The following is a 13,324-nucleotide window of genomic DNA, read 5'->3' as shown; positions in this document are numbered from 1 at the left end:
ACACCCAGATCATGGAACGGACCCCGACCCTGCCCCAACCCCGACGCTCGACCCACGTGCGCAACACCTGGCACCTCGGCATCAAGGAGTTCCACAGCCTGGCGCGCGACATGGCGCTGTTGTTCCTGATCGCGTTCATGTTCAGCGTGTCGATCTACGCCGACGCCCGCGCCAAGCCCGAGAGCCTGAACCGCGCCTCGATCGCCGTCGTCGACGAGGACCGCTCGCAGCTCTCCACGCGCATGGTGGCCGCGCTGCAGCCGCCGCAGTTCATCACCCCGGAACAGGTCGGGCTGGCCGACATGGACCGCGGCATGGACGCCGGCCGCCACACCTTCGTGCTCGACATCCCGCCCGGCTTCCAGCGCGACGTGCTCGCCGGCCGCAGCCCGGCGCTGCAGCTCAATGTCGACGCCACCCGCCAGAGCCAGGCGCAGACCGGCGCCGGCTACATCCAGGCGATCCTCGCCGACGAGATCCGCGCCTTCGTGCAGCGCGTCCGTGCCCCCGCCCCGCAGCCCGTGGAGCTGGTGCCACGCGCGATGTTCAACCCCAACCTCAACGCCTCCTGGTTCGCCGCGATCAACGCGCTGATCAACAACGTCACCATGCTCGGCATCCTGCTCACCGGCGCCGCGCTGATCCGCGAGCGCGAGCACGGCACCATCGAACACCTGCTGGTGATGCCGGTCACGCCGCTCGAAATCATGCTGTCGAAGATCTGGTCGATGGGCGTGGTGGTGCTGGTGGCGTCCTCGTTCTCGCTGCAGGTGGTGGTGAAGGGCTTGCTCGGCATCAGCGTGGCGGGCTCGGCGGCGCTGTTCGGGCTCGGCACGCTGCTCTACCTGTTCGCCGCGGCCTCGATCGGCATCTACATGGGCACGGTCGCGCGCAACATGCCGCAGTTCGGGCTGATGTCGATCCTCGTGCTGCTGCCGCTGCAGATCCTGTCCGGCGGCGTCACCCCGCGCGAGAGCATGCCGGAGACGATCCAGACCCTGATGTCGCTCGCGCCCACCACGCACTATGTGTCGCTCGCGCAGTCCATCCTGTTCCGCGGTGCGGGGATCGAGGTGGTGTGGCCGGAATTCCTGATGGTGGCGGCGATCGGCGCGGTGTTCCTCACCCTCGCGCACCGCCGCCTTCGCCATGCAATCGGCACGATGCAGAATTGAATCCGGCCCCGGCCGGAAAATGGAGGACAAGATGAGCACGCCGGAAACGAACGCAAAACCAGAGACCCCGCCCAAAACCCCGCGCCGCAAGGCCGCTACCCCCCGGACCGCAAGGCCACGCAAGGCCGCCGCCAGTGCTGCGGTCGTGCCCTCGACGGCTGGCGCAGCGCCTGCGGCCCCGGCCTCGTCCGCTCATCGGTCCCCTGCCCGCCCGCCTACCGCGTGGCGCGGGCCGGCGACCCCCTTCGCGCCGCCGCCCGAACGCAACGCGCTCGACCGCCGCGTGCATGCCGCGATCGCACGCGCCACGTCGTCGGTGTCGCCGATCGCGCTGCTGCTCGCCACCGTGGACTGGGCCGGCCACCTCGCCATGTCGCCGGGCAAGCGCATGGAACTCGCCGACTTCGGGCTCGAGCAGAGCCGCCGCCTGCTGCGCTACGCGCAGGCCATCGCCACCTCGCCCCCGGGCTCGCCCGCGCACGAATGCATCGAGCCACCCGCGCAGGACCGCCGCTTCAAGGCGCCGGAGTGGCACCAGTGGCCTTTCAACCTCATGCACCAGTCCTTCCTGCTCACCCAGGAATGGTGGGATGCCGCCACCCATGGCGTGGCCGGCGTTTCGCACCATCACGAGCAGGTCGTCGCCTTCACCGCGCGCCAGTTGCTCGACATGTTCTCGCCGGGCAACTTCCTGCCGACCAACCCGGTGGTGCTGCGCCAGACGCTGACGAGCGGCGGCACCAACCTCGTCCAGGGCGCGACCCATGCGGTCGAGGATCTCGGGCGCGCACTCACCGGCGCGCCGCCCGCGGGTGCCGAGAACTTCGTCGTCGGCCGCGATGTGGCGGTCACGCCCGGCCAGGTCGTGTTCCGCAACAGCCTGATCGAGCTCATCCAGTACGCCCCGACCACCGCCACCGTGCATCCCGAACCGGTGCTGATCGTGCCGGCGTGGATCATGAAGTACTACATCCTCGACCTGTCGCCGCACAACTCGCTGATCAAGTACCTGGTGGACCAGGGCCACACCGTGTTCTGCATCTCGTGGAAAAACCCGAGTATCGAGGAGCGCGACCTCGACATGGACGACTACCTCGAGCTCGGCTTCCATGCCGCGCTCGAGGCGATCAACACCATCGTCCCCGAGCAGAGCGTGCACGCCACCGGCTACTGCCTCGGCGGCACCCTGCTCGCGATCGCCGCCGCGGCGATGGAGCGCGACGGCGACGAGCGCCTGGCGACGATGACGCTGTTCACCGCGCAGACCGACTTCACCGAGCCGGGCGAGCTGGCGCTGTTCATCGACGAGAGCGAGGTCAGCCTGCTCGAGGCGCAGATGGCCGAGACCGGCTTCCTGACCGCCGGCCAGATGTCGGGCGCGTTCCAGATCCTGCGCTCGAACGACCTGCTGTGGTCGCGCATCGTCGGCGAGTACCTGATGGGCGAGCGCGCGCCGATGAGGGACCTGATGGCCTGGAACGCCGACGCCACGCGCATGCCCGCGCGCATGCACAGCCAGTATCTGCGCCGTCTGTTCCTCAACGACGATCTCAGCGAGGGCCGCTACCCGGTGGGCGGCAAGCCGGTGTCGCTGTCGGACATCGACGTGCCGGTGTTCTGCGTGGCCACCCAGACCGACCACGTCGCGCCGTGGCGCTCGGTGTATAAGCTGCACTACTTGACCCCGACCGAGATCACCTTCGTGCTCACCAGCGGCGGTCACAACGCCGGCATCGTCAGCGAGCCGGGCCACCCGCGCCGGGAGTACCAGATCCGCACCCGACCCACCGGGGAGAACTACATGCCGCCCGAAGACTGGGTGCGCCGCAGCCCGCAGCACGAGGGTTCGTGGTGGCCGGCCTGGACTGCCTGGCTCGCCGCACGTTCGGGCACCCCGTCCGAGCCGCCCACGCTCGGTGCGCCCGAGCGCGGCTATCCCGCGCTGGAGGATGCGCCCGGGCGCTACGTGCACGAGAAATAGAGAGATGGTCAGCGGCGCCGGCCCGTGGGAGCGGGCTTGCCCGCGAATTGCGCTGGCCCAACCGCTGCGTTCGCGGGCAAGCCCGCTCCCACGGGCCAGCGCCCACAGAAAAGCGGCCACAGCCAAGCCATCACAACGATGCTTACGCTGCGGAGAACACCGGGCGAAGGATCAAGCGGCTTTATAGTCGAAAAATTATAATTTGTTGCGTCGCACAAAAAACACGGCTAGTATCTGAACTGTCTCCTCCACCCTCCTCCTTTGGTGTGGATTTGGCCCGGAAGTCGAAAGACCTCCGGGCTTTTTTCTTTTTGGCGTCCGATCGGCGCTCTGTCGTGAATTCGTACCTTGTCAGGCGCCCTCGGCGATGATCAGACGGCGAATCTCCGGCACGCACGAGCCGCAGGACGTACCGCACTTCAGCCTCTGCTGCATTGCAGCAAATCCTTCTCCGCCCGCAATCGCGGCCCGGATGTCCGACTCGGCCACGTCGAGGCAATTGCACACGATCCGCCCCCGCCCGCCTGCGCCCTCGGGCGGCGCGGCCAGTGGCGCCAGCAGCCAGCGTCGCAGCTCGGTTGTTGACCGGCGCCCCACCATCAACTCGCGCAACCACGCGCCGGCAACGGTCTCGCCGCACAGGCGCAGTCCGACCAGGCGCTCATCGGCGATCAGCGCACGCTTGCTGACGCCGCGCCGGGCGTCCGAATACGTCAGCGCTGCATCCCCATCCAGCCCGACCAGCGTGTCGAGCTCGTCCAGCCAGGCGGATGGGATCGGCTGGTCGTGCGCCACCCGCATCACCACCGCAGCTTCGTCGCGGCCGGCGAGCGCGAGCGAAGCGTAGGCGAAGCGCTCCAGCCAGGGCACCAGCGCCTCGGCGAGTTCGGTGGCGGCACGGTCCGCGCTCTCGACCCGCATCAGCAGCAACTCGAAGGGCAACGCCACCTTCTCGATGCGCACCGCGGCATGCTTGAGCTCGGGCTGTTTCGAGAACGGATCGAAGTCGCCCGCGATCAGCTCGTTGACGCCGGCCGAATTGAGTACGTTGCGCCCCCAGTGCATGGCGACGAAGGCCTGGCCGCGGCGCACCTCGTCCGAGGCCAGCGCGCGCAGCACGATCTCGCCGCGTCGGCTCGTCACCCGCACCAGCTCGCCAGCCTGCACCTCGAACATGCGCAGGTCGGCCGGGTGCAGCTCGATGCGCGCCTCGTCCACATGGCTGTACAGTCGCGCGACCTTGCCGGTGCGGCTCATGCCGTGCCACTGGTCCCGCAGCCGCCCGCTGGTGAGCGCGATCGGATAGCGCGCATCGGCCCGCTCTGCCGTGGTCTCGCCCGCTGGCACCACGAAGCGCGCACGTCCGCTGGACGTAGGAAAGCGGCCATCGGCATACAGCCGCGTGCGCCGCGCCGCATCGGCGACCGCCATCCCCGCCGGAAACGGCCACTGCTGCGGCCCGGCGGCGTCGAGCACGGCGTAGTCGAGCCCGGTGATGTCGAGATCACGCCCCGCGGTGGTGGCCACATGCTCGGCGAAGATCTCCTCCACCTCGTCATAGGCGAACAGCGCCGCCGCCTGCGGCTTGCCGATCAGGGAGCTGAGCGCCTGCGCGAAGTCGCACACGATGCGCCAGTCCGCGCGCGCCTCGCCCGGCGGCGGCAGCGCGTGGCGCACATGGGTGATGCGGCGCTCCGAGTTGGTCACCGTGCCCTCCTTCTCGCCCCAGGTCGCGGCCGGCAGCATCAGGTCGGCGAAGGGCGCGGTCTCGGTGCTGCGAAAGGCTTCCTGCAGCACGACGAAGTCGCAGCGCTGCAGGGCCTCGCGCACCAGGGCCTGTTCCGGCAGCGACTGCGCCGGGTTGGTGCACGCGATCCACAAGGCCTTGATGCGGCCCTCGGCCGCGGCGCGGAAGAGCTCGACCGCGGTCAGGCCGGGCTGCTCCGGCACGCTGTCCACGCCCCACAGGCGCGCCACCTCGGCGCGGTGGACGGGGTCGGCGAGGTCGCGGTGGGCAGACAGCAGGTTGGCCAGCCCGCCGACTTCGCGCCCGCCCATGGCGTTGGGCTGGCCGGTCATCGAGAACGGGCCGCAGCCGGCGCGGCCGATCTTGCCGCTGGCGAGCGACAGCGCGATCAGCGCGGCGCCGTTGTGCGTGCCGTGCGTCGACTGGTTCAGGCCCTGGCACCACAGCGACATCGCCGCCGGCGCCCGCCCCCACCAGCGCGCGGCGGTGACGATGGCCGCCGCGTCGAGGCCGCACTTCTCGGCGGCCACGGTCGGCGTCACCGCCTCGACATGCGCGCGCAGCGCGTCGAAGCCCTCGGTGTGGGCGGCGATGAAGGCCGTGTCGACCAGGCCTTCGCGCACCAGCACGTGCAGCATCGCGTTGTACAGCCAGATGTCGGTGCCGGGCAGCAGCGCCAGGTGCAGGTCGGCCGTCGCGGCGGTGTCGGTGCGGCGCGGATCGACCACGATCAGCTTCATGTCCGGCCGCGCCTTGCGTGCATCCTCGATGCGGCGGAAGGCCACCGGGTGCGCATAGGCCGGATTGGCGCCGGCGATCAGCAGGCAGTCGGTGTGGTCGAAGTCCTCGTAGGCGCAGGGCGGCGCATCCGCGCCCAGGGTCTGCTTGTAGGCGGCGACCGCGCTCGACATGCACAGGCGCGAGTTGGTGTCGACGTTGTTGCTGCCGATCAGGCCCTTCATCGCCTTGTTGAAGACGTAGTAGTCCTCGGTCAGCAACTGGCCGGAGATGTAGAAGGCCACCGAGTCCGGCCCGTGCGTCGCGATTGCTTCGGCAAAGCGCTGCGCGGCGGCGCCGATCGCCACGTCCCAGCCCACGCGCTGGCGCGGATCGCCGCGCGCGCGGCGCAATTCGGGGTAGAGCAGCCGGGTCTCGGGCCGCGCGCTCAGGTGCAGCGTGGCGCCCTTGGTGCACAGGCGGCCGAAGTTGGCCGGGTGCGCGGGATCGCCGCGCACGCCGGTGATGCGCGCGCCGTCGTGCTCGATCAGCACGCCGCAACCGACGCCGCAGTAGGGACAGGTGGCCTTGGTTTCCATCAGGGTCTCCGCAATCTCGAATAGCAGAAGGCGGCGATCAGCCGTCGGCGTGTGGCCGGCCTGCAGGAAGGATTTCTTGTCCATCTCGGACTCCAGAGTCGTGCGTCGTACGCACCGTGGGTGCGGGAATTTCCAGCGCGTGACTCCGTTGCCCGACAACCCGCCGGCATTGGCGGGACTGACGCTGTGCTGACGAACACAAAGCAAGCGTCATGCCATATTTAAAATCGTTCTAAATCAGTCGTTTGGTTTCCGGATTCGAGAGCGGTGATGCACCAGCTTGGCGTGCAGTGCACAAAATCGGTGCGCGGACGCACCACCGCGACGCTGGCCGCGCGCGCGGGCAACTTCTCCCCGGACATGCGCCTCACGCAGGTTAAACGGCACCAAAGCCCATCAGCCGTGCTATTTTCTCGATATTTTTCTGATTATCGATTTCCTGAAAGCGATGTCTTCCCCCCTCGTCATCCTCATCCTGTCGCTGCTGCTCGGCCTGCAGCCGATCACCACCGACCTCTACCTCCCCGCCCTGCCCGCGCTCACCGCCAGCTTCGGCGCGGTGCCTGCGCAGGCGCAGTTGACCCTGACCGCGCTGCTGCTCGCCTTCGGCGCGTCGCAGTTGTTCTGGGGGCCGCTGTCGGACCGGGTCGGGCGGCGCCCGGTGCTGCTGATCGGACTGGCCGGGTACACGCTGGCAGCGATCGGCAGCGCGCTGGCCGGCTCGATCGAGGTGATGGTGTTCTGGCGCGTGCTTCAAGGCGCGTTCATGGGCGCGGGCACGGTGTGCGCGCGGGCGATCGTGCGCGACCTCTACCCACCTCAGGAGGGCGCGCGGGCAATGAGCAAGGGCTTGTCCGGGCTGGGCGTCGCCGCCTGCCTGAGCCCGTGGATCGGCGGGCTATTGGCGGAATGGTTCGGCTGGCGCGCGACACTGATCGCGCTGACGGTGATGGGCGCGATCACGCTGCTCGTCGTCGCGCGCTACTTCCAGGAGACCCTGCACGAGCGTCACCCCGAGGCGCTGCAGCCCGCCGTGCTGCTGCGCACCGCGCGCGCCATCGTCGGCAACCGCAGCTTCTGGACCTACGCCTCGCTGTGCACCGCCTCCTTCGGCGGGCTGTTCTGCATCCTGTCGGCGTCGTCCTTCGTGTTCATCAACCTGCTCGGCACCTCGCCGAGCTTCTACGGCGTGCTGCTGCTGCTGCTGTCCGCGTTCTACATTGGCGGCACCGTGCTGTGCCGGCGCATGATCCTGCGCCTCGGCGTACAGCGCAGCGTGATGATCGGCGGCGCCCTGTCGCTGAGCGGCGGCGCGCTGATGCTGGCCTTCGCGCTCGCCGGGGTGAGCACGGTGTGGTCGATCATGGGGCCGGCCTTCATCTTCATGCTCGGCCATGGGGTGCACCAGCCCTGCGGCCAGAGCGGCGCGATCGCCCCGTTCCCGAAGGCCGCCGGCGCCGCCTCGGCGATCACCGGCTTCCTGATGATGGTGGTGGCCTTCGGCGCCGCGTACTGGGTGGGCGCCAACATGGACGGCAGCGCGCTGCCGATGGTCGTCGGCGTCGCCTTCTGCAGCGCCGCCGTGGCGTTCATCGCCTGGGTGCCGGTGCAGCGCGTGCGGCTGGGGGCGGTGGGGTAAGGCCTGCAGGAGCAACAAGCCGAGCCAAGGCACGCTGCCGACTGTAGCCAGCCCAGCAGCTCGACTCACGCCACCAGCCAAACCTCCCCGCCCTCGACCTTGACCTCGAAGCTCGCGCATGAGCCCACGTCCGGCGCCAGCGCCTGCCCATCCTGCAGGTTGAAGTTCCAGCCGTGCAGCGGGCAGGTGACCTTGCGGCCGTGGACGATGCCCTGCGACAGCGGCCCGCCCTTGTGCGCGCACTTGTCGTGGAGCGCGAAGACCTCGTCCTCGGCGTTGCGAAAGAGGGCGATGTCGCCCCCGCTGGGGCGCTGCACGACGCGCGCACCCAGGCGCGGGATGTCGTCGAGCGGGCAGATGCGTTTCCAGTTGCTCATGATGTGTCCTCGGGTATGCGGGCCGCTCAGGCCTCGACCTTGATCGGGATGAACTGCTTGACGGCCGGGGCTTCGCGGCTGGTTTCCCAGGGATCGCGGGCGTCCTTGAGGGCGTCGAGCAGGCGCGCGTGCAGGCGGCGGCGGTTGTCGCCGTCCTCGACCACCCTGGCCTTCACGTAGTCGAGGCCGACGCGCGCGAGCCAATGCACGGTGCGCTCGAGGTACCAGCCCTCCTCGCGGTAGAGCTGCAGGAAGGCGCCGGAATACTCCATGACCTCCTCGTCGGTCGTCACCTTGCACAGGTACTGCGCGACCTCGGTCTTGATGCCGCCGTTGCCGCCGACGTAGAGCTCGTAGCCCGAATCGACGCCGATCACGCCCACGTCCTTGATCCCGGCCTCGGCGCAGTTGCGCGGGCAGCCCGAGACCGCGAGCTTGACCTTGTGCGGCGCGTACATGTCGAACAGCATCTTTTCGAGCTTGACCCCCATGTCCATCGCGAGCTGGGTGCCGAAGCGGCAGTGCTCGGCGCCGACGCAGGTCTTCACCGTGCGGATCGACTTGCCGTAGGCGTGGCCCGAGACCATGCCGGCGGCGTTGAGGTCGGCCCAGATGTAGGGCAGGTCTTCCTTCTTGATGCCGAGCAGGTCGATGCGCTGGCCGCCGGTGACCTTGACCGTGGGCACCTGGTACTTCTCGGCGGCATCCGCAATCGCGCGCAGTTCAGAAGGCGTGGTCAGCCCGCCCCACATCCGCGGCACCACCGAATAGGTGCCGTCCTTCTGGATGTTGGCGTGCGCGCGCTCGTTGATGAAGCGCGACTGCGGGTCGTCCCTGGCCTCGTGCGGCCACGACGAGATGAGGTAGTAATTGACCGCCGGGCGGCACTTGTCGCAGCCGTTGGGGGTGCGCCAGTTCAGGGCCTCGAACACGGCCTCCTTGCTGGTGAGGTGGAGCTTGAAGATCGCCTCGCGCACCACCTTGTGCGAATGCTCGGTGCAGGCGCACACCGGCTTGTCGGTGGCGCTGACCGCCTGGTAGGCGCCGCCCACGGTGGAGGCGAGGATCTGCTCGACCAGGCCGGTGCAGGACCCGCAGGAGGACGCGGCCTTGGTGTGCTTCTTCACCTCGTCGAGCGTGAACAGCCCCTGCTCCTTGATCGCCTTGACGATGGTGCCCTTGCACACGCCGTTGCAGCCGCACACCTCGGCCGTGTCGGGCATGCTGGCCGCGCGGTTCTCGCCCTTGTGGCCGGCGTCGCCCAACTTGTTCTGGCCGAACATCAGGTGGTCGCGGATCTCGGCGACGCTCTGGCGGTCCTTCATCAACTGGAAGTACCACGAGCCGTCGGCGGTGTCGCCGTACAGCACCGAGCCGACGATGCGGTCGTCCTTGAGCACGACGCGCTTGTACACGCCGCCCTGCTTGTCGTGCAGCACGATCTCCTCGGTGCCCGGCCCGCCGCCGAAGTCACCCGCCGAGAACACGTCGATGCCGGTGACCTTGAGCTTGGTCGAGGTCACCGAGCCCTCGTAGCGGCCGATGCCGAAGTTGGCGAGGTGGTTGGCGCACACCTTGCCCTGCTCGAACAGCGGCGCCACCAGGCCGTAGGCGATGCCGCGGTGGGCGACGCACTCGCCGACCGCGTAGATGCGCGGGTCGGTCACCGTCTGCAGGGTGTCGGAGACATGGATGCCGCGCACCCGGCCGCTGCCGCAGTACAGCCCGGCGGATTCGGCGAGCGCAAAGTTGGGGCGGATGCCGGCGGCGACCACCACCAGGTCGGCGGGGATCTCCATGCCGTCCTTGAAGCGCACGGCGCCGACGCGCTCCGCACCGTCCTCGCCCCTCATGCCGCCTTGCGCGTTGCGCGCCGGCAGCAGCGCCTCGGTCTGGCGGGCGAGCAGGAACTTCATGCCCCTGGCCTCGAGCGAGGCCTGCAGCATGTCGGCGGCGGCGCGGTCGAGCTGGCGCTCCATGATCCAGTCGCCGATGTGCACCACGGTGACGTCCATGCCGCGCAGCATCAGCCCGTTGGCGGCCTCCAGCCCGAGCAGGCCGGCGCCGATCACCACCGCGTGGCGGTACCTGGCGGCGGCCTCGATCATCGCCTCGGTGTCGGCGATGTCGCGGTAGCCGAGCACGCCGGGCAGCTCGTTACCGGGGATGGGCGGGATGAAGGGCGTGGAGCCGGTGGCGAGCAGCAGGCGGTCGTAGTCGGCCTCGGTGACGCTGCCGTCTGCCGCCTCGGCGATCACCTTGCGCCTGACGCGGTCGATCCTGGTCACCTGCCTGCCGGCATGCAGCGTGATGCCGTTGTCGCGGTACCAGTCGAGATCGTTGAGCATGATCTCGGGCAGCGTCATCTCGCCGGCCAGCACCGGCGAGAGCAGGATGCGGTTGTAGTTGCCGTGCGGCTCGGCGCCGAACACGGTGATGTCGTACAGGTCGGGGGCGAGCTTCAACAGTTCCTCGACCGTGCGCACACCGGCCATGCCGTTGCCGACGAGTACGAGTTTCATTTTCTTCATGGTCGTGCTCCTCAAGAATCAAGAACGAAGGTCGTCAGGCAGCGGCGCGAGCGCCCGTCGGCGGCTCGGCGAGCAGGCGGCCAAGGTGCTCGGCCAATGCGCTGCCTGGCTCGGCGAGCACCCCGACGACGATCAGGGCAGTGCTCGGCAGCGGCTCGCCTGCGATCCGCGCAGGCAGCTCGGCCAGGCTCGCGCGCAAGGTCGGCTGCACTTCCTGCGGCGCGAGGCACACGACCGCCGCGGGTGTGCTGCGTGCCATGCCCGCGGCGATCAGGCGGGCGACGATCTGCAGCAGTTGCGGCAACCCGCGCCGAAACACCAGCGTCGCGCCACTGCCGGCCAGCGCACGCCAGTCCGCCAGCGCGATCCCATCGCCTGCCTCGACGATGCGCACCGTCGGGCTGGATCGCCCGGCGCCCGGGCGCGCTACGAATGTTTTTGCGTGTTTGCTCATGTCCTGGTCTTCCACCGTGCGCCCCAAAAACGAACGGCGTCCATTCCGTGCGCCGCGCTAGGTGCGCGAGCGCTCGGAATGGACGCCGTTGTCCACATGCCGAAGCCTTGCCTTGTATGTCCTGCCGCTGGCCGGACCCTCTTTGGTCCGCCTTCGCTCATTCCCTTGCATCAAGCGTGCCACGTAGCTGACAGCGCCTGATTCCGCGTGAAACGGCGGAGTCGTCACCGCAGATGGCCTTTCGCTGCGCTGCTGAGACCGATCCGCGCACTGCTGCAGTGCGATGCCCGCCGGCGCCGCACCACCTGCGTGCGACGCCCTAGCCGCTCAGGCCCGGCGGACCTCCGCACTGCGCGCCGCCGGCGCGGGGGAGCGCGTACGCGCCTGCGCGATCGGCTCGACCTTGCGCTGCTTCTCGTACAGGAAGCTCAGCACCTCGTGGCGGTAGTGGGTGTAGCGCGCGTCGTCGGCCAGCTCGAGCCGGTCGCGCGGGCGCGGCAGGTCGATGTCGAGCACCTGGCCGATGGTGGCCGAGGGGCCGTTGGTCATCATCACGATGCGATCGGACAGCAGCACCGCCTCATCCACATCGTGGGTGATCATCATCACCGTGTTCTGCAGCTCGGACTGGATGCGCATCACCTCGTCCTGCAGGTGGGCACGGGTGAGTGCATCGAGCGCACCGAAGGGCTCGTCGAGCAGTAGCACCTTGGGCTCCATCGCCAGCGCACGGGCGATGCCCACGCGCTGCTTCATGCCACCGGAGATCTCCGCCGGCAGGCGATCGAGCGCGTGGCTCATGCTGACCATGTCGAGGTTGTGCAGGATCCAGTCGCGCTGCTCGGCGGCGCTGCGCTTGCCCTTGAAGATCTTCTGCACCGCGATCTCGACGTTCTGATACACCGTCAGCCAGGGCAGCAGCGAATGGTTCTGGAACACCAGGGCACGGTCCGGGCCAGGGGCGTTCACCTCGCGGCCATCGACGATCACCCCCCCGGAGCTCGCCCGCAGCAAGCCGGCGACGATGTTGAGCACGGTGGACTTGCCACATCCGGAATGGCCGATCAGCGAGATGTATTCGCCGCGCTGGACGTCGAGATTGATGTCGGCGAGCACCTGATTGCTGACGCTGCCGCGGCTGAATGCCATGTCGACGCGGGAGATGCTGAGGTAGGGCTGGCTCATGATCGATACTCCTTATGCGGGGCTGGTGCCACGGGTGACGCGCTTGCCGACCCAGGCGACCATGCGGTCGAGCAGGAAGCCGACGACGCCGACATAGACGAGGGCGAGAATGATGTCGCTGATGCGCGACGCGTTCCACGCATCCCAGATGAAGAAGCCGATACCCACGCCGCCGATCAGCATCTCGGCGGCAATGATCGCCAGCCACGACAGTCCGACGCCGATGCGCAGCCCCGAGAAGATGTAGGGCGCGGCTGCCGGCAGCATGATCTTCCAGAAGTACTCCACCCCATTGAGGCGGATCACCCGGGCGACGTTGCGGTAGTCCTCGGGGATGTTGCGGATGCCGACCGAGGTGTTGATGATGATCGGCCAGATCGCGGTGATGAAGATCACGAAGATTGCCGACGGGTTGCTGTCCTGGAAGCCGGCCAGCGAGATCGGCAGCCAGGCCAGTGGCGGCACCGTGCGCAGCACCTGAAAGAGGGGGTCGAGCCCGCGCAGCGCCCAGGTTGATTGCCCGACCAGCACGCCCAGGCTGACGCCGGCGATCACTGCAAGCAGGTAGCCGTAGGCCACGCGCTCCAGGCTGGCGAGGATCTGCCAGGCCAGGCCGACGTCGTTGCCGCCGTTGTCGAAGAAGGGATCGGTGATCAGCTCCCAGGTGTCGGCGATGACCTGACTCGGTGGCGGAAGGGCCGCGCCAGGCGCCTGGCACAGCAGCTCCCAGATGCCCACCAGCAGGCTCAGGACCACCAGCGGCGGCAAGGCGTGCCGGGTGAAATACTGCGCCAGCGCCGCGGCATGTCTGCGCCAGGCCGGGGGCGGTGCGGCAGTGGCCGGCGCGAGACCGGCGATCGATGTCGTGTTGCTCATGTCGGGCTCCTTGCGGATTCAGGATGCATCGGGGCGCACGCGG

Annotated in this window: 9 protein-coding genes; 3 read left to right on the top strand and 6 right to left on the bottom strand. The window is 68.7% G+C overall.

From position 1 onward, the window contains the following. Nucleotides 1-11: 11 nt before the first annotated feature. Nucleotides 12-1,175 carry an ABC transporter permease gene (locus RBT54_RS01320; RefSeq protein ID WP_320363341.1) on the top strand — a complete coding sequence of 388 codons (1,164 nt, stop codon included), beginning with the start codon at nt 12-14 and terminating at the stop codon, nt 1,173-1,175. Between the two features lie 31 nt (nt 1,176-1,206). Continuing rightward, a complete protein-coding gene (locus RBT54_RS01315; protein ID WP_320363339.1) occupies nt 1,207-3,156 on the top strand; it encodes a PHA/PHB synthase family protein in 1,950 nt (649 codons plus the stop codon). Between the two features lie 351 nt (nt 3,157-3,507). Here RBT54_RS01315 and RBT54_RS01310 read toward each other — a convergent pair whose 3' ends face one another. Then, entirely contained in the window at nt 3,508-6,219 is a 2,712-nt protein-coding gene (locus RBT54_RS01310) for a molybdopterin-dependent oxidoreductase (protein ID WP_320363639.1), read from the bottom strand. Nucleotides 6,220-6,667: 448 nt separating this feature from the next. Between RBT54_RS01310 and RBT54_RS01305 the strand changes: the two genes are divergently transcribed. Further along, nucleotides 6,668-7,858, top strand: a complete 1,191-nt coding sequence (locus tag RBT54_RS01305; RefSeq protein ID WP_320363337.1) for a multidrug effflux MFS transporter — start codon at nt 6,668-6,670, stop codon at nt 7,856-7,858. 65 nt (nt 7,859-7,923) lie between these two features. Here RBT54_RS01305 and nirD read toward each other — a convergent pair whose 3' ends face one another. The 5 genes from nirD to ntrB all read right to left on the bottom strand — a co-directional run bounded on the left by nirD (nt 7,924) and on the right by ntrB (nt 13,281). Continuing rightward, nucleotides 7,924-8,235 (bottom strand): nitrite reductase small subunit NirD, encoded by a 312-nt coding sequence (gene nirD / locus RBT54_RS01300; RefSeq protein WP_320363335.1) that lies wholly within the window; start codon nt 8,233-8,235, stop codon nt 7,924-7,926. Between the two features lie 26 nt (nt 8,236-8,261). Further along, a complete protein-coding gene (gene nirB, locus RBT54_RS01295) occupies nt 8,262-10,766 on the bottom strand; it encodes a nitrite reductase large subunit NirB (RefSeq protein ID WP_320363333.1) in 2,505 nt (834 codons plus the stop codon). Nucleotides 10,767-10,800: 34 nt separating this feature from the next. Further along, nucleotides 10,801-11,220: a hypothetical protein gene (locus RBT54_RS01290; protein ID WP_320363330.1), complete on the bottom strand. Its 420-nt coding sequence runs from the start codon at nt 11,218-11,220 to the stop codon at nt 10,801-10,803. A gap of 327 nt (nt 11,221-11,547) precedes the next feature. Further along, nucleotides 11,548-12,405, bottom strand: a complete 858-nt coding sequence (locus RBT54_RS01285) for an ABC transporter ATP-binding protein (protein ID WP_320363328.1) — start codon at nt 12,403-12,405, stop codon at nt 11,548-11,550. Between the two features lie 12 nt (nt 12,406-12,417). Then, nucleotides 12,418-13,281 carry a nitrate ABC transporter permease gene (ntrB, locus tag RBT54_RS01280; RefSeq protein WP_320363326.1) on the bottom strand — a complete coding sequence of 288 codons (864 nt, stop codon included), beginning with the start codon at nt 13,279-13,281 and terminating at the stop codon, nt 12,418-12,420. Nucleotides 13,282-13,324: the final 43 nt, after the last annotated feature.

This window comes from Thauera sp., from assembly GCF_034003485.1.
In the GTDB taxonomy this organism is placed as follows: domain Bacteria; phylum Pseudomonadota; class Gammaproteobacteria; order Burkholderiales; family Rhodocyclaceae; genus Thauera.
The sequence above is the reverse complement of the archived record's forward strand: the minus strand, read 5'-3'. Positions and strand labels throughout refer to the sequence as shown.